General features: G+C 68.7%; 18 protein-coding genes and 1 pseudogene. 12 read left to right on the top strand and 7 right to left on the bottom strand.

Annotated features, from left to right (window positions below; genetic code table 11):
* The 5 genes from kdpA to ACILR4_RS10440 form a co-directional block, all read left to right on the top strand.
* On the top strand, positions 1-936 hold a 936-nt coding region (gene kdpA, locus ACILR4_RS10460), incomplete at its 5' end, for a potassium-transporting ATPase subunit KdpA (RefSeq protein ID WP_395700788.1).
* 10 nt (positions 937-946) lie between these two features.
* Positions 947-3,025, top strand: a complete 2,079-nt coding sequence (gene kdpB, locus ACILR4_RS10455) for a potassium-transporting ATPase subunit KdpB (RefSeq protein WP_395700787.1) — start codon at positions 947-949, stop codon at positions 3,023-3,025.
* Between the two features lie 19 nt (positions 3,026-3,044).
* Positions 3,045-3,617 (top strand): potassium-transporting ATPase subunit KdpC, encoded by a 573-nt coding sequence (gene kdpC, locus ACILR4_RS10450; RefSeq protein WP_395700786.1) that lies wholly within the window; start codon positions 3,045-3,047, stop codon positions 3,615-3,617.
* Positions 3,618-3,785: 168 nt separating this feature from the next.
* Positions 3,786-6,506, top strand: coding sequence for a DUF4118 domain-containing protein (locus ACILR4_RS10445; protein ID WP_395700785.1), 2,721 nt, complete (start codon positions 3,786-3,788; stop codon positions 6,504-6,506).
* Positions 6,507-6,515: 9 nt separating this feature from the next.
* Positions 6,516-7,205: a response regulator gene (locus tag ACILR4_RS10440; RefSeq protein WP_395700784.1), complete on the top strand. Its 690-nt coding sequence runs from the start codon at positions 6,516-6,518 to the stop codon at positions 7,203-7,205.
* 578 nt (positions 7,206-7,783) lie between these two features.
* Here the strand turns inward: ACILR4_RS10440 and ACILR4_RS10435 are convergent.
* On the bottom strand, positions 7,784-8,839 hold the full coding sequence (locus tag ACILR4_RS10435; protein WP_395700783.1) for a helix-turn-helix domain-containing protein: 1,056 nt from the start codon (positions 8,837-8,839) through the stop codon (positions 7,784-7,786).
* 218 nt (positions 8,840-9,057) lie between these two features.
* Between ACILR4_RS10435 and ACILR4_RS10430 the strand changes: the two genes are divergently transcribed.
* From ACILR4_RS10430 to ACILR4_RS10400, 7 genes are all read left to right on the top strand, one after another.
* Positions 9,058-10,341: an ABC transporter substrate-binding protein gene (locus tag ACILR4_RS10430; RefSeq protein ID WP_395700782.1), complete on the top strand. Its 1,284-nt coding sequence runs from the start codon at positions 9,058-9,060 to the stop codon at positions 10,339-10,341.
* Positions 10,342-10,351: 10 nt separating this feature from the next.
* Positions 10,352-11,104: an ABC transporter ATP-binding protein gene (locus ACILR4_RS10425; RefSeq protein WP_395700781.1), complete on the top strand. Its 753-nt coding sequence runs from the start codon at positions 10,352-10,354 to the stop codon at positions 11,102-11,104.
* Positions 11,091-11,783: an ABC transporter ATP-binding protein gene (locus ACILR4_RS10420; protein ID WP_395700780.1), complete on the top strand. Its 693-nt coding sequence runs from the start codon at positions 11,091-11,093 to the stop codon at positions 11,781-11,783. Before ACILR4_RS10425 ends, ACILR4_RS10420 begins: the two co-directional genes overlap by 14 nt.
* A gap of 2 nt (positions 11,784-11,785) precedes the next feature.
* Positions 11,786-12,652: a branched-chain amino acid ABC transporter permease gene (locus ACILR4_RS10415; RefSeq protein WP_395700779.1), complete on the top strand. Its 867-nt coding sequence runs from the start codon at positions 11,786-11,788 to the stop codon at positions 12,650-12,652.
* Positions 12,653-12,659: 7 nt separating this feature from the next.
* A complete protein-coding gene (locus ACILR4_RS10410; protein WP_395700778.1) occupies positions 12,660-13,664 on the top strand; it encodes a branched-chain amino acid ABC transporter permease in 1,005 nt (334 codons plus the stop codon).
* 36 nt (positions 13,665-13,700) lie between these two features.
* Positions 13,701-14,708: a carbon-nitrogen hydrolase family protein gene (locus tag ACILR4_RS10405; protein ID WP_395700777.1), complete on the top strand. Its 1,008-nt coding sequence runs from the start codon at positions 13,701-13,703 to the stop codon at positions 14,706-14,708.
* Positions 14,709-14,901: 193 nt separating this feature from the next.
* Positions 14,902-15,897, top strand: a complete 996-nt coding sequence (locus tag ACILR4_RS10400; RefSeq protein WP_395700776.1) for a porin — start codon at positions 14,902-14,904, stop codon at positions 15,895-15,897.
* Positions 15,898-15,967: 70 nt separating this feature from the next.
* Here the strand turns inward: ACILR4_RS10400 and ACILR4_RS10395 are convergent.
* The 6 genes and pseudogenes from ACILR4_RS10395 to ACILR4_RS10370 all read right to left on the bottom strand — a co-directional run bounded on the left by ACILR4_RS10395 (position 15,968) and on the right by ACILR4_RS10370 (position 23,352).
* Positions 15,968-16,896: pseudogene (locus tag ACILR4_RS10395) on the bottom strand (FAD-dependent monooxygenase).
* A gap of 11 nt (positions 16,897-16,907) precedes the next feature.
* Entirely contained in the window at positions 16,908-17,960 is a 1,053-nt protein-coding gene (locus tag ACILR4_RS10390; protein WP_395700775.1) for an ABC transporter ATP-binding protein, read from the bottom strand.
* Between the two features lie 34 nt (positions 17,961-17,994).
* Positions 17,995-18,849: a carbohydrate ABC transporter permease gene (locus ACILR4_RS10385; protein ID WP_395700774.1), complete on the bottom strand. Its 855-nt coding sequence runs from the start codon at positions 18,847-18,849 to the stop codon at positions 17,995-17,997.
* Positions 18,842-19,786: a carbohydrate ABC transporter permease gene (locus ACILR4_RS10380; RefSeq protein ID WP_395700773.1), complete on the bottom strand. Its 945-nt coding sequence runs from the start codon at positions 19,784-19,786 to the stop codon at positions 18,842-18,844. The genes ACILR4_RS10385 and ACILR4_RS10380 overlap by 8 nt, the downstream gene beginning before the upstream one ends.
* A gap of 28 nt (positions 19,787-19,814) precedes the next feature.
* Positions 19,815-21,080: an ABC transporter substrate-binding protein gene (locus ACILR4_RS10375; RefSeq protein WP_395700772.1), complete on the bottom strand. Its 1,266-nt coding sequence runs from the start codon at positions 21,078-21,080 to the stop codon at positions 19,815-19,817.
* A 124-nt stretch (positions 21,081-21,204) separates the two neighbouring features.
* On the bottom strand, positions 21,205-23,352 hold the full coding sequence (locus tag ACILR4_RS10370) for a beta-glucosidase (protein ID WP_395700790.1): 2,148 nt from the start codon (positions 23,350-23,352) through the stop codon (positions 21,205-21,207).
* Positions 23,353-23,447 lie beyond the last annotated feature (95 nt).

Raw genomic sequence — 23,447 nt, 5'->3', positions numbered from 1 at the left:
AACTTCCTGCAGATGCTGTCGATCTTCCTGATTCCGGCGGCGCTGTGCTTCGTGTTCGGCCGCATGGTGGGCGACCTGCGCCAAGGCTGGGCAATCCTGGCGGCGATGACGCTGGTGTTCGTGGTCGCCGTGGCTGCGGCGACCGTCTCCGAGCAGCAGCCCAACCCGGCCCTGACGGCACTGGGCGTCGACCCGTCCGGCGGCAACATGGAAGGCAAGGAGGTGCGCTTCGGCATCAACGCCTCTGCGCTCTTCGCCACGATCACCACCGCCGCCAGCTGCGGCGCGGTGAACTCGATGCACGACAGCTTCATGCCGCTGGGTGGTGCCGTGCCGCTGGTGATGATCCAGCTCGGCGAGGTGATCTTCGGCGGGGTTGGCTCCGGCCTCTACGGCATGCTCGTGTTCGCCATCCTGGCCGTCTTCATCGCCGGGCTGATGATCGGCCGCACACCCGAGTATCTGGGCAAGAAGATCGAGGCGCACGAGATGAAGATGGTCTCGATCGCCATCCTCGTCACGCCGCTGCTCGTCCTGCTCGGTACGGCAGTGGCCGTGCTCACTGAGGCCGGCCGCGCAGGCATCGCGAACCCCGGGCCGCACGGCTTCAGCGAGATCCTCTACGCGCTGTCCTCGGCGGCCAACAACAACGGCAGTGCCTTCGCGGGGCTGTCGGCCAACACGCCCTTCTACAACACGCTGCTCGCGGTGGCGATGTGGTTCGGCCGCTTCGGCGTGATCGTTCCGGTGCTGGCCATCGCCGGCTCGCTGGCTGCGAAGAAGCGGCTGGAGGTGACCGGCGGTACGCTGCCGACTCACGGCCCGCTCTTCATCGTGCTGCTGATCGGTACGGTGGGGCTGGTGGGGCTCCTGAACTACGTGCCGGCGCTGGCCCTGGGGCCGGTGGTCGAGCACCTGATGCTGTCTGCGAAGTGAGGGGATCGACATGACCCGCCAGACCCTGACCCTGTTCGACCCGGCGCTGATGAAGCCGGCAGTCGCCGACGCCTTCCGCAAGCTCGACCCCCGCGTGCAGTGGCGCAACCCGGTGATGTTCGTCGTCTACGTCGGCAGCGCCTTCACCACCGCACTGGCCGCCGCGAAGCCCGACGTGTTCACCATCGGTGTGGCCGTGTGGCTGTGGTTCACCGTGCTGTTCGCCAACTTCGCCGAAGCGCTGGCCGAAGGCCGCAGCAAGGCGCAGGCCGCGTCGCTGCGTGGGCTGAAGAAGCAGACCTGGGCCAAGAAGCTCGAGGGTGCCTATGCCCGCGGCGAGCCGCGAACGTCTATGAAGTGGCACCCGCTGGAGGCCGACAGCCTGCGCAAGGGCGACATCGTGCTGATCGAAGCTGGCGACACCATCCCTGCCGACGGCGAGGTGATCGACGGCGTGGCCTCGGTCGACGAGAGCGCGATCACCGGCGAGTCAGCACCGGTCATCCGAGAGTCCGGCGGCGACTTCTCGGCTGTCACCGGCGGCACGCGTGTGCTGTCGGACTGGATCGTCGTGCGCGTAGCCGTCAACCCGGGCGAGACCTTCGTCGACCGCATGATCGCGATGGTCGAGAACGCCAAGCGCCAGAAGACGCCCAACGAGATCGCGCTGACCATCCTGCTGGTGGCGCTGACGATCGTTTTCCTCGGTGTCGTGGTCACGCTGCTGCCGTTCTCGGCCTTCGGCGTACAGGCAGCCGGCGCGGGCCGGCCGGTGAGCCTGGTGATCCTGGTGGCGCTGCTGGTCTGCCTGATCCCGACGACGATCGCCGGGCTGCTCAGCGCGATCGGCGTCGCCGGCATGAGCCGCATGATGCAGGCCAACGTGATCGCGACCTCGGGCCGCGCGGTGGAGGCCGCCGGCGACGTCGACGTGCTGCTGCTCGACAAGACCGGCACCATCACGCTCGGCAACCGCCAGGCCAGCGCATTCATCCCCGCCGCCGGTGTGAAGGAGTCCGAACTGGCCGATGCGGCGCAGCTCGCGTCGCTCGCCGACGAGACGCCCGAGGGGCGCAGCATCGTCGTGCTGGCCAAGCAGAAGTTCCAGCTGCGCGAGCGCGACGTGGCCGCCTTGGGCGCCACGTTCGTGCACTTCACGGCCCAGACCCGCATGAGCGGCGCTGATCTCCCAGGCGCCGACGGCCGGCCGCGGCAACTCCGTAAGGGCGCAGCCGACGGGATCCGCAAGCACGTTGAATCGCTCGGCGGCAGCTTTCCCGCGGCGCTCCAAACGGCGGTGGACGACGTGGCCCGTCGCGGCAGCACACCGCTGGTGGTGGCCGACGGCACCCGCGTCCTCGGCGTCGTCGAGCTGAAGGACATCGTGAAGGGCGGCATCAAGGAGCGCTTCGCCGAACTGCGCCGCATGGGCATCAAGACGGTGATGGTCACGGGCGACAACCGGCTCACCGCCGCTGCCATCGCCGCCGAGGCCGGTGTCGACGACTTCCTGGCCGAGGCCACGCCGGAGGCCAAGCTAAAGCTGATCCGCGAGCACCAGGCCGCCGGCCGGCTGGTGGCGATGACTGGCGACGGCACCAACGACGCGCCGGCGCTTGCCCAGGCCGACGTGGCGGTGGCGATGAACACCGGCACCCAGGCCGCCAAGGAAGCCGGCAACATGGTCGACCTCGACAGCAACCCGACCAAGCTGATCGAGATCGTCGAGACTGGCAAGCAGATGCTGATGACGCGTGGCTCGCTCACCACCTTCAGCATCGCCAACGACGTGGCGAAGTACTTCGCCATCATCCCGGCGGCCTTCGTCGCGACCTACCCGCAGCTCGGTGCGCTGAACGTGATGGGGCTCGCCAGCCCGAGCTCAGCCATCCTGTCCGCGGTGATCTTCAACGCGCTGATCATCGTCGTGCTGATCCCGCTGGCGCTGAAGGGGGTGGCCTACCGCGCCGTCGGCGCCGCCGCACTGCTGCGTCGCAACCTGCTCATCTACGGCCTGGGCGGCGTGATCGTGCCCTTCATCGGCATCAAGCTCATCGACCTCGGGCTGGTGGCGCTGCGCCTAGCCTGAACCCTTCCACGAGGACACCATGAACCTTCAACTTCGCCCGGCGCTCACGCTCTTCGTGGCGCTGTCGATCGTCACCGGGCTGGCCTACCCGCTGGCCGTCACCGGCATCGCCCAGGTGGCCGTCCCCGGCGCTGCCAACGGCAGCCTGATCGTGCGCGACGGCAAGACCATCGGCTCCGAACTGATCGGCCAGTCGTTCACCGACCCGAAGCACTTCTGGAGTCGGCCGTCGGCCACGTCGCCGATGCCGTATAACGCCGCGAATTCCGCGGGCTCCAACCAGGGGCCAAGCAACCCGGCGCTGGCCGATGCCGTGAAGGGCCGCCTCGAAGCCTTGCGCACCGCCGATCCGGGCAACACCGCGCCCGTGCCCGTGGATCTGGTCACGGCTTCCGCCAGCGGCCTGGACCCGCACATCAGCCGCGCCGCGGCCGACTACCAGGTCAACCGGGTCGCCCGCGTGCGCGGCGTGACCGTCGAACGCGTGCGCGCGCTGGTGGAGCAGCACACCGAGCAGCCGCTGCAGGGCTTCATCGGCGACCCGCGCGTCAACGTGCTGCGCCTGAACCTGGCACTTGATGCCGCACGCTGACCCGTGAACGACTTATGGGCCGTGCTCGGCGCACTCGCCACCGTCGTGCTGCCGATGGTCTTCGCCGGGTGGCTGTTGGGGCGGCCGTCGAAGCCACGGACCTCACACGATCACCGTCATGGGAACATGCATGGCCCCGATCACGGCTGATGCATGTCGCATGCGGCGATGAACGAGCCTGAACGCCCCGACCCCGACCGCCTGCTGCAGCAAGTGCAACAGGACGAGGCGCGGGCGCGGCGAGGGCGGCTCAAGATCTTCTTCGGCGCGTCGGCCGGCGTCGGCAAGACCTACGCCATGCTCGCCGCCGCAAAGGCCGCGAAGGCTCAGAGCGCGGCGCTGGTGGTCGGCCTCGTCGAGACCCACGGTCGCAGCGAGACCGAGGCGATGGCACGCGACCTGCCGCGTCTGCCGCTGAAGGCCGTGCCCTACCGCGACCGCACGCTGCAGGAGTTCGACCTCGACGCTGCGCTCGCCTGGGCGAAGACGCAGCCCGACCCGCTGGTGTTGCTCGACGAACTGGCGCACAGCAACGCCCCGGGCTCTCGTCACCCCAAGCGCTGGCAGGACCTGGAGGAACTGCTGGCCGCGGGCGTCGACGTCTGGTCGACGATGAACGTGCAGCACCTGGAGAGCCTGAACGACATCGTCAGTGGCATCACCGGCATCCGGGTCTGGGAAACGGTGCCCGACCGGCTGTTCGACGAGGCCGACGAGGTGGTGGTGGTCGACCTGCCGCCCGACGAGCTGCTGGCGCGGCTCAAGGCTGGCAAGGTGTACCTGCCGCAGCAGGCCGAGAAGGCCGCGGCCAACTACTTTCGCAAGGGCAATCTGCTGGCGCTGCGCGAACTGGCGCTGCGCCGCACGGCCGACCGTGTCGACGACGAGATGCAGGCGTGGCGGCGCCGCAGTTCGGTGCAGACGGTGTGGCCCAACCGCGAAGCGTTGTTGGCCTGCATCGGCGCGGGCGACAGCAGTGAGAAGGTGGTCCGGGCCTGTGCAAGGCTGGCCGCCCAGCTCGACGTGCCGTGGCACGCGGTGCATGTCGAGACGCCGGCGATGCACCGGCTGCCACCCGCGCGGCGCGAGCAGGCGCTGCGGGTGCTGAAACTGGCCCAGGAGCTGGGCGCCACGGTCGCGACCCCTTCGGCGCCCGAGGCCGCGACGGCGCTCGTGCGCTACGCACGCGAACACAACCTGGCCCGGCTGGTCATCGGGCGCACGGAGCGCCGATGGCCGTGGCAGCATTCCGCCGCCGACCGTATCGCTGCTTTGGCCGACGACCTCGACGTCGTGCAGGTCGCGCTCCCTGCGGCCACGAGGGATCGTCCGGCACAGGCCGCGGCAGGGAACACGGACCGCCCGATCGCGGGCGAGTTTCCGTGGCGCGGCTATGCCGCTGCGGTCGTTGCCTGCGCGGCCACCGCACTCCTCGCCACGCCGCTGCTCGGGCTGCTGGAGCTGACCAACATCGTGATGATCTTCCTGCTCGCCGTGGTCGGCGTCGGGTGGTTCTACGGTCGCGGCCCGGCGGTGGTGGCGGCCTTCCTGGGCGTGGGCCTGTTCGACTTCTTCTTCGTGCCGCCGCGCTTCTCCTTCGCGGTCAGCGATGTGCAGTACCTCGTCACCTTCGTCGTGATGGGCGTGGTGGCCCTGGCGATCGGCCAGCTCACCGCCGTACTGAAGGTCCAGGCCGAAGCCGCCACGCAGCGCGAGCACCGCATGCGCGGCCTGTACGAGATGTCGCGCGACCTCTCTGCGGCACTGATGCCCGAACAGGTCGCCGAGATCGGCGCACGGTTCCTTGCGGCCGAGTTCAACGCCCGCTCCACGCTGCTGGCGGCGGACGAGTATGACCGGCTGGCACCGCTGCCCGGCGGCAACGCTGCTGTGGACGATGCGGTGGCCCAGTGGGCTTTCGACCGCGGCGAGCCCGCGGGCTTCGGCACCGACACGCTGGCGGCCAGCGACTGCCTGGTGCTGCCTCTGAAGGCGCCGATGCGGCTGCGCGGCGTGCTGGCCGTTCAACCCGCCGAACGCGCCACGCTCGGGCCCGACCAGCTGCGACTTCTGGATACCTGTGCCTCGCTGCTCGCAATCTCGCTGGAGCGCATCCACTACATCGACGTGGCGCAGAAAAGCACCGTGCAGATCGAGTCGGAGCGATTGCGCAATTCGCTGCTGTCGGCGATCTCGCATGATCTGCGCACGCCGCTGGCGGCGCTGGTCGGGCTGGCAGACACGCTGACGATGACCACGCCACCGTTGCCGTCCGCGCAGGCCGAGGTAGCGAGCGCCATCCGCGAGTCCGCGCTGCGGATGAATGCGATGGTCGGCAACCTGCTCGACATGGCCCGCCTCGAAGCCGGCGCGGTGCCGATGCGCCGCGAATGGCAGCCGCTGGAGGAGGTGGTTGGTACCGCACTGGCTGCCTGCAGCCCCGCCCTTCAGGGGCGACCTGTGAGGGTGTTGCTGGCCGATGGGCTGCCCCTGCTGCACCTGGACGCGGTGCTGTTCGAGCGGGTCCTGGTGAACCTGCTGGAGAACGCCGCCAAGTACACCCCGCGCGGCAGCGCGGTCGAAGTCAGGGCGACGGCCTCGTCCTCGTCGGTGGCAATCGTTGTCGACGACCATGGACCCGGCCTGCCGCCGGGGCGCGAGGAGGCCCTGTTCGATAAGTTCGAGCGCGGCAGCAAGGAAAGTGCGACGCCGGGCGTCGGGCTAGGCCTGGCGATCTCGCGAGCCATCGTGCAGGCCCACGGCGGCACGATCCGCGGAGAAAACCGCTCGGGCCCTTCGGGCATCGAGGGGGCGCGTTTCACGATCGAGCTGCCACGCGGTTCGCCGCCGGCCGACGACGGCAGCACGGCCGCCGCCGACGGCGTCTAGGATGCCGGCATGGAGTTGCGTGCCCGCATTCTTGTGGTCGAAGACGAACCAGACATCCGCCGCTTTGTGCGCATGACGCTGGAGTCGGAAGGCCACGAGGTCTTCGAGGCCCCGACCCTGCAGCGCGGATTGATCGAGGCGGGAAGCCGGCGACCGGACTTGGCGGTGGTGGACCTCGGTCTGCCCGACGGCGACGGCGTCGAGCTGATTCGCGACCTGCGGGGCTGGTCGCAGGCACCGGTCATCGTGCTGTCGGCTCGAAGTGGCGAGACCGACAAGGTCGGCGCGCTGGACGCCGGCGCCGACGACTACCTGGTCAAGCCCTTTGGTGCCGCCGAGCTGCTGGCGCGCGTGCGGGCGCAGCTGCGTCGGCAGGCGCTGGCACCTTCATCGACGCAGGCCGTGCTTCGATTCGGCCGCACGTCGGTGGACCTGGCGCGGCGCGTGGTGGAGCGCGATGGCGAGCCATTGCATTTGACGCCGATCGAATACCGGCTGCTCACGCACCTGGCCACACAGCCCGACCGTGTGGTGACCCACCAGCAGTTGCTGAAGGCCGTGTGGGGGCCAGGGCATGTCGAAGACACGCACTACGTGCGGGTGCACATGGCCAATCTGCGCAAGAAGGTCGAGGACGACGCATCAATGCCGAAGCACCTGCTGACCGAGGCAGGGATCGGGTATCGATTCAGACCTTAGATGCTCCGATCGCAAGGCAAGGACCGCTTTGTCCAGCTGCGACCCTGAGGGTGCCCCCTGGGCAGCCACTCTGAAGGACCGCTTACCGCTGCGGCGTCGAGTGACTGTTGATGGCCGGGTCGAGCCGACCCGAGGTCTGAGTAGCTCGCCGGAAAGCTGTCATCCGTCGAAGATGCGCGGGACAAATTGAGGCCCCGACACGAGGGACCGCTTGTGGCCGGCTGCGCCAGTTCGCAGACCTCGCCGAAACCTGACCTTGGCCAGCCCTGGCTGGTGCATCGGAAGTCAGCTTCCTGGCGCGGCCTCGAACTCACAGTGACGGCCACAACCGGTCGTCCCGAAGAAGACCGCTAATCGGACGTTCAATGGTCCAAACCGGCCGGCATGGGCATGGAAGCAAAGAGCCAGCGCTGGCATCGATCTCCAGCGGCATGCACCAAGGCAGTTGCGGGCGCCTCCGCCTTCCCAGGCAACTTGGAATTCGACCACATCGCCGTCGTCCGACGGCGGTGAATGCGACTAGCCGAGTCCCGACGCCGAGTCGCGCGATGTCGAACGATTCAGGCTGATGCGACTTGCTACGAGGTAAGAAGTCCGACGCCGGCCTGCTGGCGCCACTCACGCGGCGATACGCCGAACTGCTCGCGGAAGGAGCGGCTGAAGTGCGTCGCGTCGTTGAAGCCCCACGAGAAGGCGATGTCCCCGATGCCGCGCTGCATCAGCCGCGGATCGCATAGGTCGCGTCGGCAGGCGTCAAGGCGCTGCTGCCAAATCCAGCGGGAGAGCGGCACAGGCTCGCTGCGAAACAGCCGCGAGAGGTGGTCGGCCGACATCCGCATCGCCGCGGCGATGCTGCCGATCGTGAGTTCGGGGTCGCGCAGGTGGTCCATCACGTGGGCCTTCACCCGGGCCACGTGGTAGGCGCTCAGCTGAGTCGGGCGCTGCACGTTCGCACCCGGCAGGCTGCGCAGGCCGGCCGCGATGATGCTGGTGATGCCTTCGGAGACACCGATCGCGGACGAAGGATGCAGCCGGTCGAGATCGCGCCGCAGCGTGTCGATCATCGTCAGCAACAGGTTGCCGGCCGCGCAGGTGCCTGGCACGGTGGTGGCGGTCAGGTCCTGGAGGTTGACGACATGCGGCTGCAACTCGCTGCGCGGCAGGCACACGGTGATGACCTGGTGGCGCCGGTCCTCGAAATGCAGCTCGTACGGCCGCGTTGTTTCATACATCACGAAGTCGCCGGGCGACAGCATCGCCTCGCGCCCGTCCTGGCACACGCGGGCGCGGCCGCCGCGCTGGATCATCACGAGACAGGCGTCCCGCGTGTCGCCTCGAATCATCGACGGCGTGCGGCGCACACACTGCACGTTCGAGTGCACCTCGGTGAGCTGCAGCGCGCCCAGCTGGCTGAACTCGATGTGCCCGTACACCTCGGCCTCGGGGGGATCGCACTCGAGCCGCACGTATATCGCACAGATCATGTCGAGCCAGTACGCGAATCGGTCGGGGTTGGCGATCTTGTCGGTGCTCAGCAGCTGCCGTTGCGGCGACAACGCCGCGGGCCGGAGCGACGGATTCAGCGCATGGGGATCGAGTTGCATCGGCGTACTCCCTGAGAGGCAGCGGGTCAAGCAAGGCCCGCGCCGTGCAGAGATGGACAGGGTAGCGGAACGGCCGCTGTCGCTGCCCTGGGTCAATCCCTTTGCGCCCGAGCCGGATCCAGCCGAGGTCCATGTCGGATCCGGCCGAGGCGCCGGATCCGGTCAAGGGCGGCGGCGCCTGCAGCCGAGCGCCGGGCGGCGGCTGTTTCTACGCTCTGCCTCATCGGTCATCGACCAATGGAGGGCACATGCACCAAGACGAATCCGGTTCCGCCAACGACCCATCGCGTCGGCGCTTCCTCAAGGGCACCGCGGCGCTGGCGGCGACCTCGCTGGGCGTACCGCGCGCCTTCGCGGCGGAAGGCACGATCAAGATCGGCTACCTCACGCACCGCACTGGCCCCTTCGCGCCGTTCGCCGAAGCCGACGCCTTCATCCTGGACAACGCCGCCAAGGCGCTGGCCGGCGGGCTGACGATCAGCGGCAAGAAGTACAAGGTCGAGTTCATCGCGCGCGACGACCAGAGCAACCCGGACCGCCAGTCCAACCTGGCCGCCGAACTGATCAACAAGGACGGCATCGACCTCATGCTGGGCCAGGCCACCATCAGTCCGAACATCGCGCAGCAATGCGAGACCAACGGCATCCCGTGCATCACCACGATGACGCCGTGGCAGGCGTGGCTGTTCCCGATGAAGGGCGACCCGGCCAAGGGCTTCAAGAACGTCTTCCACTTCTTCTGGGGCATCGAGGACATCGCCGCGGTCTACCTCGACATGTGGAAGGACCTGAAGGTGCCGAAGGTCATCGGCGCCGCCTTCGAGAACACGCTGCCCGGCAACGCCTTCGGTGACCCCAAGTTGGGCCTGCCGGCCATCTTCGCCAAGGCCGGCTACAAGATCGTCGACATCGGCAAGTTCTCCGCCGATGCCGACGACTTCTCCGCGCAAATCCAGGCCTTCAAGAAGGAGAAGTCCGAGATCGTCACCGGCCTGTTCGCGCCGCCGCAGTGGGCCAGCTTCGTCAAGCAGTCCGCGCAGATGGGCTACCGCCCGAAGGTGATGACGATCGCCAAGGCGCTGCTGTTCCCCGGCGGCGTGCAGGCGCTCGGCAAGAGCGCGCACGGCATGTCCACCGAGATCTGGTGGTCGCCCGCCTATCCGTTCAAGAGCAGCCTGACCGGCCAGACGGCGCGCCAGCTGGCCGAGGCCTACACCGCCGCGACGAAGAAGGAGTGGACGCAGCCGATCGGCGTGATGCACGCGCTCGTCGAGGCCGGCATCGCCGCGCTGAAGGTCAGCGGGAATCCGAAGGATCCGCAGAAGGTGGCCGACGCGATCCGCACGATGAAGCAGGAGACGGTGATCGGTCGGCTGGACTTCGCGGGCAGCGGCATCAAGAACGTCTCGAAGATCCGCTGTGTCGGCGGCCAGTGGATCATCGACGACAAGGGCAGGCTGGACATCGTCGTCACGCACAACGGCACCGCGCCGGAGATCCCGGTGCAGCGCAAGTTCGAGCTGCTGGCCTGAGGCCACGCCGATGATGCTGCTCGAGGTGCGGGGCGTGCACAAGGCCTACGGCTCCACGCCCGTGATCCGCGGGCTGGACCTGCGCGTGGCGCGCGGTGAATTCGTCGGTGTCATCGGCCCGAACGGCGCCGGCAAGACGACGGCCTTCGGCCTCGTCGCCGGGCACCTGCGCTGCGACAGCGGCAGCGTCACGCTCGCCGGCCGCGACGTCACCGCGCTCAGCGCGGACCAGCGCTGCCGCGCGGGCATCGGGCGCACCTTCCAAATCCCGCAGCCCTTCGCAGGGCTCACGGTGTACGAGAACGCGCTCGTCGCCGCGACCTACGGCGCCGGGCTGCGCGGCACGCAGGCGCAGGCAGCGGCACGCGAGGCGCTGCAGCGCTGCGGCCTGCTCGCACTCGGCGATGCGCCGGCCGCCGGCCTGCGGCTGCTGCAACGCAAGCGCCTCGAGGTGGCGCGTGCGCTGGCGACCGGCCCCGAGCTGCTGCTGCTCGACGAAGTCGGCGGCGGCCTCACCGACGCCGAGGTGCACGAGCTGCTCGACCTGGTGCGCGACGTGCACGCGCGCGGCGTGACGGTGCTGTGGATCGAGCACCTCGTGCATGCGCTCGTCTCGGTGGTGCAGCGGCTCGTCGTGCTGACCGAAGGCCGCATGCTGGCCGACGGTTCGCCCGCCGACGTCATCGACAGCCGCGAGGTGCGCGAAAGCTACCTTGGCTCGGAGCTCGACCTGGAAGCGGAGGCCGCCGATGCTGCGCATTGAATCGCTCGACGCGCACTACGGCCTGTTCCAGGCGCTGTTCGGCGTGACGCTGTCGGTCGCGCCGGGCGAGACGGTCTCGCTGATCGGCTCCAACGGCGCCGGCAAGACGACGCTGCTGCGGGCGATGGCCGGTGCGCTGAAGGTGCGGCGGGACAGCATCCGGCTCGACGGCGATCCCGTCGGCGGCGCCAGCGAGCGCGAGCAGCTGGCGCGCGGCGTCGCGCTCGTGCCCGAGGGCCGGCGCCTGTTCCCGAGCCTCACGGTGCACGAGAACCTGCAGCTGGCCGCGCGCAACGGCCGTCCGGGCGCGTGGACCGTCGAGCGCGTGCTCGAGTCTTTTCCCGCGCTGCGACCGCTGCTGGCACGCCCGGCAACGGCGCTGTCCGGCGGGCAGCAGCAACTCGTCGCGATCGCCCGCGCACTGGTCTGCAACCCGCAGTACCTGCTGTGCGACGAGGTGTCGCTTGGCCTGTCGCCGCTCGTCGTCGAGGAGGTGTACCAGCTGCTCGCCCTGGCACGGCGCGACGGCATGGCCATCGTGCTCGTCGAGCAGAACGTGCGCCGCGCGCTCGCGGAGTCGGACCGATACGTCTGCATCCAGAAGGGTCGTGTCGTGCTCGAAGGCATTTCCGCCAGCGCCGACCGGCATGCGGTCGCGCAGGCGTATTTCGGAGTCTGACCGTGGCCGCATTCGTCGAACTGCTGATCGCCGGCCTGATGATCGGCTCGCTGTACGCACTGTTCGCGCTCGGGCTCAGCCTGAGCCTGGGCGTGATGAAGATGATCAATCTCGCGCACGGCGACTTCATCGTGCTCGGTGCCTACCTGGCCGGCGCGACGATGTCGGCCACCGGCTGGCCGGCGCTCGCGACGATCGTCGTCGTGCTGCCCGCGATGTTCGCGATCGGCTGGGCGCTGCAGGCCGGTCTGCTGAATCGCGTGGTCGGCGCGCACGAGCTGTCGCCGCTGCTGGTCACCTTCGGACTGTCGGTGGTGATCCAGAACGTGCTGCTGGAGGTCTTCACCGCGAACACGCGCAGCCTGCCCACCGGCGATCTCGCGCTGCAGGGTCTGCACCTTGGCGATATCTCCGTCGGTGCGCTGCCGCTGCTGATCGCCGCGGTGAGCGTGTCGCTCTACGCGATCACGCACCTGATCGTGGCGCGCACCCACCTCGGCCGCCAGGCGCGGGCCGTGGCCGACGACCCCGCCACCGCGCGGCTGGCCGGCGTGGACGACAAGCGCCTCTTCGCACTGATGGCCGGCTTCGTGATGGCGGTGACGGGGCTCGCCGCGGTGCTGTACGGCATCCGCACGCCCTTTGCGCCCTCGGCGGGCCCGGACCGACTGCTGTTCGCCTTCGAGGCGGTGGTGCTCGGCGGGCTCGGCAGCCTGTGGGGCAGCTTCGCCGGCGGACTGGTGATCGGCCTGGCGCAGGTGCTCGGCACCCAGATCAACACCGGGCTGGGGCCGTTCTTCGGGCACCTCGTCTTTCTCGTCGCGCTGCTCGTGCGGCCCCAGGGGCTGTTCGGCGCGGCACGGCACTGAGCGATCCATGACATCCACCTCCGCTTCCGCTCCCTCGCTCTCCGGCGTGCAGCGACTGCCGCGCCACGCCGGCTGGCTGCTGGCCGCCGTCATCGTGGCTGCCCTGGCCGCCCTGCCCGCCTGGACCGGATTCGCCACGCAGCGGCTCATGGTCGAGGTGTTCACGGTCTTCGCGATCGCGACCGCGTGGAACCTTCTGGCGGGCTTCGGGGGCCTCGTGGTCGTCGGCCAGCACGTGTTCGTCGGCGTCGGCGCGTATGCGCTGTTCGTCGTCTCGAACGCGCTCGGCCTGAACCCGTGGTGGACGCTGCCGCTGTCCGCCGCCGCCGCCGCGCTGTTCGCGCTGCTGACGGCGTGGCCGATGTTCCGGCTCTCCGGGGCGCACTTCGCGGTGGGCACCTGGGTGCTGGCAGAACTGGTGCGCATCGCGGCGCTCAACACCGAATCGCTCGGCGCCGGTGGCGGCCTGCCGCTGGAGACGCTGCGCGAGTTCACACGGGCGCAGCGCAACAGCGGCGTCTACTGGGCCGCGCTCGCGACGGGCGTGATCGCGCTCGTCGCGGCACGCACGCTGCTGCGCAGCCGGCTCGGCCTCGCGCTGGCCAGCGTGCGAGACGGCGAGGACGCCGCCCGTGCGAGCGGCGTGCCGGTGCAGCGCGCGAAGCTCGCGCTGTGGGTGATCGCTGCCGCCCTCACCGGACTGGCCGGCGCCGTCGCGTACATGAACACGCTGCAGGTTTCGCCCGATGCGAGCTTCGGCCTGGGCTGGACCGCGATGGCGATCTTCATCGCGGTCCTCGGCGGAATCGGCCGCATCGAAGGTCCGGTTCTCGGAACGCTGGTGTTCTTCGCGTTGCGCGAGTCCGCCTCCGGTTTCGGTGCCTGGTACTTCGTCGCGCTCGGCCTGCTGGCGATCGTGACGATGGTTGCCGCACCCGGCGGTGCCTGGAGCCTGGTGCAGCGCCGCTTTCCCGATTGCGATCCGTTCGCCGTCCGGCGCCGCATGCCCTGACGGCTTTCCCTTCCAACCTTCGCGAGGAGCATGGACATGGGCATCACCCATCCGAAGTACAAGGTCGCTGCGGTGCAGGCCGCGCCCGTCTGGCTGGACCTCGACGGCACCGTCGACAAGTGCATCGCGCTGATCCAGGAAGCGGCCGACAAGGGCTGCCAGCTGATCGCCTTCCCCGAGACCTTCATCCCCGGCTACCCGTGGCACATCTGGCTGGGCGCGCCGGCCTGGGCCGTGATGCGCGGCTTCGTGCAGCGCTACTTCGACAACTCGCTGGCCTACGACAGCCCGCAGGCCGAGAAACTCCGGCAGGCCGTCAGGAAGGCGGGCATCACCGCGGTGCTCGGCCTGTCCGAGCGCAGCGGCGGATCGCTCTACATCGCCCAGTGGATCATCGGCCCGGACGGAGAAACGATCGCCGCACGCCGCAAGCTGCGGCCCACGCACTCGGAGCGAACCGTCTTCGGCGAAGGCGACGGCAGCGACCTCGCGGTGCACGACACGCCGCTCGGCCGCCTCGGCGCGCTGTGCTGCTGGGAGAACGTGCTCTCGCTGAACAAGTACGCGATGTACTCGCAGCACGAGCAGGTGCACGTGGCCTGCTGGCCCAGCTTCTCGACCTACGAGCCCTTCGCGCACGCGCTCGGCTGGGAGGTCAACAACGCGGTCAGCAAGGTCTACGCCGTCGAGGGGGCCTGCTTCGTGATCGCACCCTGCGCGGTGATCTCGCAGGCGATGGTCGACGAGCTCTGCGACACGCCCGACAAGCACCAGCTGACGCACGTCGGCGGCGGCCACGCCGTGATCTACGGGCCGGACGGCAGCCCTCTCGTGGCGAAGATCCCGGAGGACCAGGAAGGCCTGCTGATGGCAGAGATCGACCTCGGCATGATCGGCGTGGCGAAGAACGCGATGGATCCGGTGGGCCACTACTCGCGCCCGGACGTGCACCGGCTGCTCCTGAACCGCAGAAAGACCTCGCGCGTCGAGAGCTTCGCATTGCCGGTCGATACCGTCGACCCGGCGGACCCGCCGTCGCCCTGAGATCGACACCCGCCGGGACCGCGCGGCCCCGCGCGTCGTCGAGTGGGCGATGTGCTAATCGAAGGGGACACACCCTCGAAGGTCCGCTCGCTAACGTCTCCTCCCGCGACCGGCGACTTGGCTGCTACGCCGCGCACAGCGACCGATGCGACCAAAGGCGCTCATTCAAAGCAGATCAATCGAGGAGACACGCTTGAGATTCACCCGCACCCACATCGCCATGGCCCTGGCGCTCCAGGCAGGCCTCGTCGGCGCAGCCTCGGCACAGTCCACCGTGATCATCTACGGCTTCGTCGACATGGGCATCAGCAAGTCGAACAACGGGACGACGCCTGGATCGTCGCTCCCCGGCCGAGGCCCGGCGAACGTCTGGAGCGTGCAGCAGGGCAACGCCTCGCGCATCGGCTTCACCGGCAAGGAGGACCTGGGCGACGGCAGCTATGCGCGCTTCCAGATCGAGCACCGTTTCAATCCCGACACCGGCGCCGCGGCATCGTCGGCGTTTTGGGCGGGTCGCAGCGTGGTGGCGCTGGGCGGAACGCGATACGGCGAAATCTACCTGGGGCGCGAGTATTCGCCGGCCTTCTGGGTCGCCCTGAACGCCGATCCGACGCTGTGGAGTTACGTCAGCATGCTGGGCGCCGCCTACACCTGGGGGAACTGGAACGGGGCGGCGCCCAGCGACGCGTCGTCGATCCGCTGGAGCAACATGGTGGGCTACAAGACGCCGACCTTCGGTGGCCTGAACGCAGAAGTGTCGACGGGCCTCGGTGAGAACCAGCGCAAGAACTCCAAGTCGGCCAACGTCCAATACCGCGAGGGGGCGATCTGGGCCGGCTTCGGCTACGACGGACTGGACAGCAACAACCGCCTGCTGATGGGCGCGGGCTCCTACGATTTCGGCAGTGTGAAGCTGTTGGGCTCGTACACCAACGTCAAGGGTGGCCTCAACGGCGACGCCAAGGCCTGGACGACGAGCGTCATCGTGCCGACGTCCTTCGGCCGGGCGTATGCGCAGTTCGGCAGCCTGGACCCGACCGGTTCGAACAACAACTCGAAGATGTTCGGTGCTGGCGCGGAATACAACCTGAGCAAGAGGACCTTCCTCTACGCCAACCTCGGGACCGCGGCGAAGCAGACCTTCACCCGCACGACGACCTTCGACCTGGGCATCAAGGCCGGCTTCTGATCGCAGTCCTTCCCGACCGGGCGATGCAGGAATGCACCGGTCGGGATTCCCACCACACGGCAGAGCGGCGTCACTCGCCGAAGTCCAGCGGCAGTCCGACGTAGTTTTCGGCCACGGTCCGCAATCCCGCTCCGGAGTGCATCAGGTACTCCAGTTCAGCGAACTGAAGTTTGCCGGCGATCGGGCCGTCGTCAGTGAATCGGTGCATGAGCGAGGTGAACCACCACGAGAAGCGCTCAGCGCGCCAGATGCCGGCGAGCGCGCGGCGGGAGTAGTGGTCGATGCCGGCCTCGCTGCGCTCCCGATAGAACTCCACGAACGCCGACGCGAGGTACTTCACGTCCGTCGCCGCGAGGTTCAGGCCCTTTGCTCCGGTGGGCGGCACGATGTGCCCCGCATCCCCGGCCGCGTGTCGGCCAGCTGGCCCAGCCAGCCGAACGAATAGACCTTCTCGTACTCGGTGATGGCGCCGCGCGGGACGCTGGCGCGGCACACCCCGTGAAAGCCGTCGCAGCCGACAATGAAGTCGGCATCGATGCGATGCACCTGGCCGCCGCGCTCGAAAGTCACGTAGGGGGCGTTCGTGTCGAAGGCGTGGACCTCGACGTTGCGCGCCTCCTAGATCGTCGGCAGGCCCGCCGCCGCGCTGGCATGCATCAGGTCGCGCGTGACCTCGGTCTGCCCGTAGACGATGACGTGCTTGCCGCCAGTGTGGCGCGCCAGGTCGACACGATGCCGCCCGCCGCCGTACAGCATCTCGAAGCCGTCGTGGACGAGTCCTTCCGCATGCATGCTCTCGCCGACGCCGACGCCGACCTCGTCCAGCAGATCGGCCGTGACCTGCTCGAGGACACCGGCGCGGATGCGGCCGAGCACGTAGTCGCCGCTCTGGCGTTCGACGATGACGGCCTCGATGCCGGCCCGGTGGAGGAGCTGGCCGAGCAGCAGGCCGGTAGGGCCTGCGCCGATGATGGCAACCTGGACGCGCGTGGTGGTCATGCCTCGACCCGTCAAACCGGTCGCCCGGTGGCCGGATCGAACAGATGGGCGTGGCCTTCGTCGACGGCGAGCCGGATGATCTCGCCGGGCCGTGCACCCACCCGTTCGCGAAACACCGCCGTGATCGCCTGGCCTGCGGCGCTGGCCATGACCTGGGTCTCGGAGCCGGTGGGCTCGACGACCTCGACCTTGGCCTCGAAACCGGCGTCGTCGAAGCGGAAGTGCTCCGGCCGCACGCCATAGACCAGCTCGGCGCCGATGCGGGCCGCCGGCGCGCCGGGACAGGGCAGCACGTGACGCTCGTCGAGCGCCAGGCCGTCGGCCCGTAGCCGGCCCTTGAGGAAGTTCATCGCCGGGCTGCCGATGAAGCCGGCGACGAACTGGTTGGCCGGGTGGTCGTAGACCTCCAGCGGCGAGCCCACCTGCTGGACCACCCCGTCGTTCAGCACCACGATCTTGTCGGCCATGGTCATCGCCTCGACCTGATCGTGCGTGACGTAGATGACCGTGGTTTTCAGTCGCTGGTGCAGGGCCTTGATCTCGGTGCGCATCTGCACACGCAGCTTCGCGTCCAGGTTGGACAGCGGCTCGTCGAACAGGAACACTTGAGGATCTCGCACGATGGCCCGGCCCATCGCCACGCGCTGACGCTGGCCGCCGGAGAGCTGGCGCGGGTAGCGGTCGAGCAGGTGCCCGAGGTCGAGGATCCGCGCCGCGCGGTCCACCTTGGGTGCGATCTCGGCCTGCGGCGCGCCCTTCATCTTCAGCGAGAACGCCATGTTCTCCTGGACGGTCATGTGCGGGTACAGCGCATAGCTCTGGAAGACCATCGCGATGTCGCGATCCTTCGGCGGCATGTCGTTGACCACCTTCGGGCCGATGTGGATCTGGCCCTCGCTGATGTCCTCCAGGCCCGCCACCATGCGCAGCAGGGTCGACTTGCCGCACCCCGATGGACCGACGAGGGTGACGAATTCGCCGTCGCGGATGTCGACGTCGACGCCTCGGATGATGTGCACGTCGCCGTAGCTCTTGCGCACGCCCTGGATGCTGACCGATGCCATGTTTTCCCTGCCTTGCCGTTCGCGCGTGCCGACCTCAGCCCTTGACCGAGCCCGAGGTCAGGCCGGCGACGATGTGCTTCTGAGCGGAGAAGAAGATGACCACCGCCGGCAGGATGGTCAGCGCGATGAACGCCAGCACCAGGTTCCAGTCGGTGGAGTACTCGCCCTGGTAGGCCATGATGCCCAGCGGCCAGGTGTAGAGCTTGTCGCGGTTGAACACCACGAGCGGCAGCAGGTAGGCGTTCCAGCTGCCGACGAAGACGATCACGCCCACCGTGGCCAGGATTGGCCTGGACAGCGGCAGCGTCACGTGGCGGAAGAAGCGGAAGTAGCCGCACCCGTCGATCAGCGCCGCCTCGTACAGTTCGCCGGGCAACTGCTTGAAGTAGTTGCGGAACAGCAGGATGCTGGTGGCCAGCCCGAAGGCCACCTGCGGAAGCACCACGCCCCAGTAGGTGTCGAGCAGGCCCAGGTCCCGGATCTTGATGAACAGCGGCAGGATGGCCGTGGCCGCCGGGAACATCAGCCCCAGCAGGATGTAGTTCAGCAGGAACTCCGAGCCGATGAATCGCACCTGCACGAACACGAAGGCGGCCATGGCCGACACGGCGAGCGTGAGCACCACGGTGAGCGTGGCGATGATCAGCGAGTTCATCAGCAGCTGCCAGTAGCGCGCGCCGGAGAGGATGTTCCAGTAGTTCTGCCATTCCCAGTGCGCGGGCAGGCCGAAAGGGTTGACGCGCAGTTCGCCGAGCGTCTTGAACCCGCCGAGCACGGTGACCAGCATCGGCACCAGCACGATGGACGCCATCACCAGCAGCGGCGTGTAGCGCAGGATCGGCGGCATGCGCGCCGATGCGGCGCCGTCGGAAGCGTGGCTGTCAGTCATGGCGCATCACCGTCCGCTTGTAGCCGAAGGCAAACGCCACGCAGATCACGAACAGGACCACGCCCACGGCACTGCCGAAGCCGATGTCCATGCGCGTGAGACCGTAGCTGTAGAGGAAGCTCACCATGGTCTGGGTGCTGTCGTTGGGCCCACCGCCGGTGAGCGCCATCACGAGATCGAACTTCTGGACCGACGACAGAATCGCGAAGAAGATCGTCAGCCGCACGGTCGATCCCAGCAGCGGCAGCGTTATCCGGCTGAAGACCTGCCAGCGCGAGGCGCCGTCGATGCGCGCAGCCTCGTACAGGCTGCGGTCGATCTGCTGCAGGCCGGCGATGTACAGGATCATGTAGAAGCCGAAGTACTTCCACACCGAGACCGCGAGCACCGCGTACATCGCGACGTCCGCGTCGGCCAGCACGTACGGGCTGGCGGCGCCGAACAAGCCCCAGAGCTTGGTGAACAGGCCGTAGTCGCCGTCGTAGACGAAGCGCCAGATGAGGCCGGCCGCGATCTCGGCCAGGATGTAGGGCAGGAAAAAGATGAGACGGAACGTGGTGGTCAGCGGCACGCGGTCCACCAGCAGGATCGCCAGGCCGAGCGCCAGCGGCAGCTGCACGAAGAGCGTTGCGAGGACGACCAGCGCGTTGTTGAACAGCGCGTGGCGGAACACCGGGTCTTCGAACAGCAGCCGGAAGTTCAGTGCGCCCACGAATTGCGTGGGCCTGCCGAAGCCGTTCCACTTGAAGACGCTGTACCAGACCGCCTCGCCCATCGGCACGACGACGAAGATCGTAAACAACAGCAGTGCGGGCGGCAGGAACAGCCACAGCACGGCGGCACTGCCGCCGTCGCGCGCCGAGCGGCGACGCGGCCGCGCCGCGGCCCCGGAGCCGGCGGCCACCGCGGTGGCGGCTTGCGGTGTTGTCGAGGTCACGGGCGAAGCTTCCGGGATGCCGGTCGCGTCAGTTCAACGCGGCTCGGCGGTAGGCCTGCTGGATGGCGTTGGCCGCTTCCACCGGGCTGGTCTTTCCGGCGGCGATGTTGGCGGCCATGTCGTTTACCACGGCGCCGGCCAAGGGTCCCAGCGCCTGGTCGAAGTTGACCTGCACCACCTTGGCGTGGGTCACGCTCTGCAGCGTCTGCTGCAGCAGCGGGCGGCTCACGGCCGCCATGCTTTCGATGACCGGCGGGATGTACAGCCCGCGCTCCGCCGCGAGGCGCTGGTTGCTGGCTTCCGAGAAGAAGCGCAGGAATTCGATCGTCTCCTTCGGCGAGTCCTTCGTGACGATCCAGCCGTTGAGGTTGCCCATCACGTCGGCCGGGTCACCCTTTCCGCCGGCCACCGTGGGGAACGCCAGCCAGCCGATCTTGTCGTCGGGCAGGCCCTGCTTGTCGGCCGCGTTGTCCTTCATGACGTTCAGGACCACGTTCAGCGTGAGCATCATCGCGGCCTTGCCGTCGCCGAACTGGCCCGAGGCCTGCGCGTTGTTCGCGCCCAGGAAGCCGGGCTGGAAGGGTTTGAGGTCGACGAGTTGCTTAAAGAGTTCGCCGCTGCGCACGAAGGGGTCGGAGGCGAAGCCCTTTCCTTCGCCGCGCAGGGCCGAATCCAGCCCTGCCTTGCCGCCGGTGCGCATCGCCAGATGGGACCAGTACAGCGACAGCGGCCACTTATCGCCGCCGCCCACCGTGAGCGGCGTGATGCCTGCGGCCTGCAGCTTCTTCACGGCGGCGAGCAGGTCGTCCCAGGTCTTGATGGCGCTGGCGTCCACGCCCGCCTTGGCGAACAGGTCCTTGTTGTAGAAGAAGCCCACCAGCGACATGCGCAGCGGCACACCGTAGATCTTGCCGTCGACGTCGTAGGCCTGCACGGCGGCCGGCAGGAAGCGGTCCTTCCACTGTGCGTTCATCGGCGCCGTCAGGTCCTGCAGCACGCCGGCCTTGACCTGCTCGCGCAGCACGCCGCCGCCCCAGCTGTACAGGATGTTGGGCCGGTCCGGGGACTGCAGCAGCGTCGTCACCTTCTTCTTGAACGACTCGTTCTCCAGCGACTGGATCTCCACCTTCACGCCGGGCTTGGTGGCCTCGAAGCGACGCGCCACGTCGTTGAAGAAGGCCTGGACCGCAGGTGACTGGTCGATGTGGAGCAGTCGGACGGTGACGTCGGTAGCGAGCGAAGCTTGGGTGGCGGCAGCCAACAGGCCTGCGGCCACCAGATGCGTCAGTTTCATGCGGAACTTTCAGGGTTGGAAAAGGCCTTCGGGTGCGCCCTCTGGCGCCATTCCTCATCGGCGAAGGCACTGTAGGAGCGCCCCTGGCGCAAGCGTGTCCCCCGCCATTAGCACGGGGAACTGCCTAGACCGCAGGCGCGTCCGGCTTGTCGCGCAGCAGCGAAACGACGTCGTGGTCGGTGAGCGGAAAGCCAGGGAACTGGGCCAGTCCGAGCAGCGGGACGGCGAGGATGGACTGCCGCCCCACCGGGTCGGCCAGGAGCTGCCCGGCGCGCCCGCGCGCACCACCGCGCTCGTCGAACAGCCGCTGCAGTTTGGAGCCGAGCGTCGGGTGCGCCAGCCACTCCTCCATCGTGGACCAGCCATCGATGGGCCGGTCGACCGGCGTGCGGTCGAGTTCGACTTCCAGGGTCAGCCGGATGTCCCGCGAGGACGACCCGACGCGGACCTCGGCCGCGCCGCCGTGATAGGCCCATCCCCGGCCCGGCAGGCGGTGCTGCAGCCGCTCGCGCGGGATGTCGATCTCGACCCGCAGGGCCTCTCCGGGAGCGAGCTCGACCTTCTCGAAGCCCCGCAGTTCCTGCGGCGGCACGACCACCAGGCCGGCGCGGTCGTGCACGTAGACCTGGACGACCTCGCGGCCGCGTCGCCTGCCGACGTTGGTGACCGTCACCCGCACGCTCATCGCGATCGCGTGGCCCGCGGGATGGGTCGTGACGGCGAGGTCGGCATAGTCGAAGTGCGTGTACGACAGCCCGTGGCCAAACGGAAAGTCGACGGCCATGGCCCGCGCGTCGTAGTACCGGTACCCCACGTACAGACCTTCGCCGTAGCGCACGCGGCCGTTCTCGCCGGGGTAGTCGAGGTAGGCCGGCGTGTCCTGCAAGCGGCAGGGGATGGTTTCGGCGAGCTTGCCGCTCGGATTCGCGTCGCCGAGCAGCACGTCGGCGATCGCGTCGCCATGCGCCTGGCCAGTGAGCCAGAACTCGACGATCGCGTCCGCGTGCCGGCGCCAGCCGGCCGTGGTCACGACGGCTCCGTTGTTCAATGCGACGACGATCGAACGCGCCGTGCCGGCGAGCGACTCGATGAGCCGGATCTGGTTGGCCGGCAGGTCGATGTCGCGGCGATCGCGGCCTTCGGCCTCTGCAGAGTCGGGCAGGCCGAGGAAGAGCAGCACCACATCCGCCTGCGACGCCAGCTGCAGCGCCTCGGCGACGAGGTCGGCCTGCGGCGCATCGGCATCGAGGCGGTAGCCGGCGCAGAACGACAGCTCCGTCGTCCCCTCGAGCCGCTCGCGCAGTGCGTCCAGCGCAGGGACGACGCGGCACGCGTTGACACGCGAGCTGCCGGCGCCCTGGTAGCGCGGCGAGCGCGCAAGTTCGCCGATGACCGCGACGCGCGAAAGCTGCGACGGCCGCAGCGGCAGAACTTCGCGCTCGTTCTTCAGCAGCACGGCGCATTCCGTCACCGCCACCCGGGCCAAGGCGTGCTGCTGCGCCATGTCGACCGCCTCGCCGGGGTCGAGGGACACGCGCCCGGCCAGACGGCGCAGTCGCTCGACGACGTCGTCGAGGCGCTCGACAGGGATCTCGCCGCGCAGTGCGGCCTGGTGGACCGCATCGTCGTCTGGGCGCCCGGGCATGCGCAGGTCCAGCCCCGCGATCACCGCGGCCACCGGGTTGTAGACCGCCCCCCAGTCGGAGACGACGACGCCGTCGTAGCCCCATTCGCCCTTCAGCACGTCGCCGAGCAGCCAGCGGCTCTCGTCGGTGTAGGTGCCGTTGAGCCGGTTGTACGAGGTCATCACCATCCACGGCGAGGCCTGTGCGACGACCCACTGGAAGCCGCGCAGGTAGATCTCCCACAAGGGGCGTTCGTCGACGTCGGCGCTGATCCGGTGGCGATCGGCCTCCTGGTTGTTGGCCGCGAAGTGCTTGACGCAGGCCCCCACGCCCTGGCTCTGGATGCCGCGCACCTGGGCCGCGGCGCACAGGCCGCTGAGCAGCGGGTCCTCCGAGAAGTATTCGAAGTTGCGCCCGCACAGCGGCGTGCGCTTGATGTTCATGCCAGGCCCGAGGATCACGTGCACGCCGCGGGCGCGAGCCTCGCGTCCCAGCGCCGCGCCGACGCGTTCGATCAAGGCCGCATCCCATGATGACGCCAGCGTGACGGCCGGCGGGAAGCAGGTCGCCGGCACGCTGCGGCCGACGCCCAGGTGATCGGGGTTCGCGTCGTCCTGCAGACGCAGGCCGTGCGGACCGTCGGCCATGCGCACCGGCGGCAGGCCGATCGCAGGCGCCGCCTGCGTGAGCCAGTAGTTGGCGCCGGTCGTCAACGTCGCCTTGTCGCGCAGCGCAAGCGCGC

The sequence above is a fragment of the Aquabacterium sp. genome, assembly GCF_044226965.1.
Taxonomy (GTDB): domain Bacteria; phylum Pseudomonadota; class Gammaproteobacteria; order Burkholderiales; family Burkholderiaceae_C; genus Pseudaquabacterium.
Note: the sequence above shows the minus strand (reverse complement) of the source record. Positions and strands in the feature narration are given on the sequence as shown.

Excerpts from the sequence above, each read along its gene's own strand:
- kdpB (WP_395700787.1), top strand. The coding sequence starts at position 947 with ATGACCCGCCAGACCCTGACCCTGTTCGACCCGGCGCTGATGAAGCCG.
- kdpC (WP_395700786.1), top strand. The coding sequence starts at position 3,045 with ATGAACCTTCAACTTCGCCCGGCGCTCACGCTCTTCGTGGCGCTGTCG.
- ACILR4_RS10445 (WP_395700785.1), top strand. The coding sequence starts at position 3,786 with ATGAACGAGCCTGAACGCCCCGACCCCGACCGCCTGCTGCAGCAAGTG.
- ACILR4_RS10440 (WP_395700784.1), top strand. The coding sequence starts at position 6,516 with ATGGAGTTGCGTGCCCGCATTCTTGTGGTCGAAGACGAACCAGACATC.
- ACILR4_RS10430 (WP_395700782.1), top strand. The coding sequence starts at position 9,058 with ATGCACCAAGACGAATCCGGTTCCGCCAACGACCCATCGCGTCGGCGC.
- ACILR4_RS10425 (WP_395700781.1), top strand. The coding sequence starts at position 10,352 with ATGATGCTGCTCGAGGTGCGGGGCGTGCACAAGGCCTACGGCTCCACG.
- ACILR4_RS10420 (WP_395700780.1), top strand. The coding sequence starts at position 11,091 with ATGCTGCGCATTGAATCGCTCGACGCGCACTACGGCCTGTTCCAGGCG.
- ACILR4_RS10410 (WP_395700778.1), top strand. The coding sequence starts at position 12,660 with ATGACATCCACCTCCGCTTCCGCTCCCTCGCTCTCCGGCGTGCAGCGA.
- ACILR4_RS10405 (WP_395700777.1), top strand. The coding sequence starts at position 13,701 with ATGGGCATCACCCATCCGAAGTACAAGGTCGCTGCGGTGCAGGCCGCG.
- ACILR4_RS10390 (WP_395700775.1), bottom strand. The coding sequence starts at position 17,960 with ATGGCATCGGTCAGCATCCAGGGCGTGCGCAAGAGCTACGGCGACGTG.
- ACILR4_RS10385 (WP_395700774.1), bottom strand. The coding sequence starts at position 18,849 with ATGACTGACAGCCACGCTTCCGACGGCGCCGCATCGGCGCGCATGCCG.
- ACILR4_RS10375 (WP_395700772.1), bottom strand. The coding sequence starts at position 21,080 with ATGAAACTGACGCATCTGGTGGCCGCAGGCCTGTTGGCTGCCGCCACC.
- ACILR4_RS10370 (WP_395700790.1), bottom strand. The coding sequence starts at position 23,352 with ATGGCCGACGGTCCGCACGGCCTGCGTCTGCAGGACGACGCGAACCCC.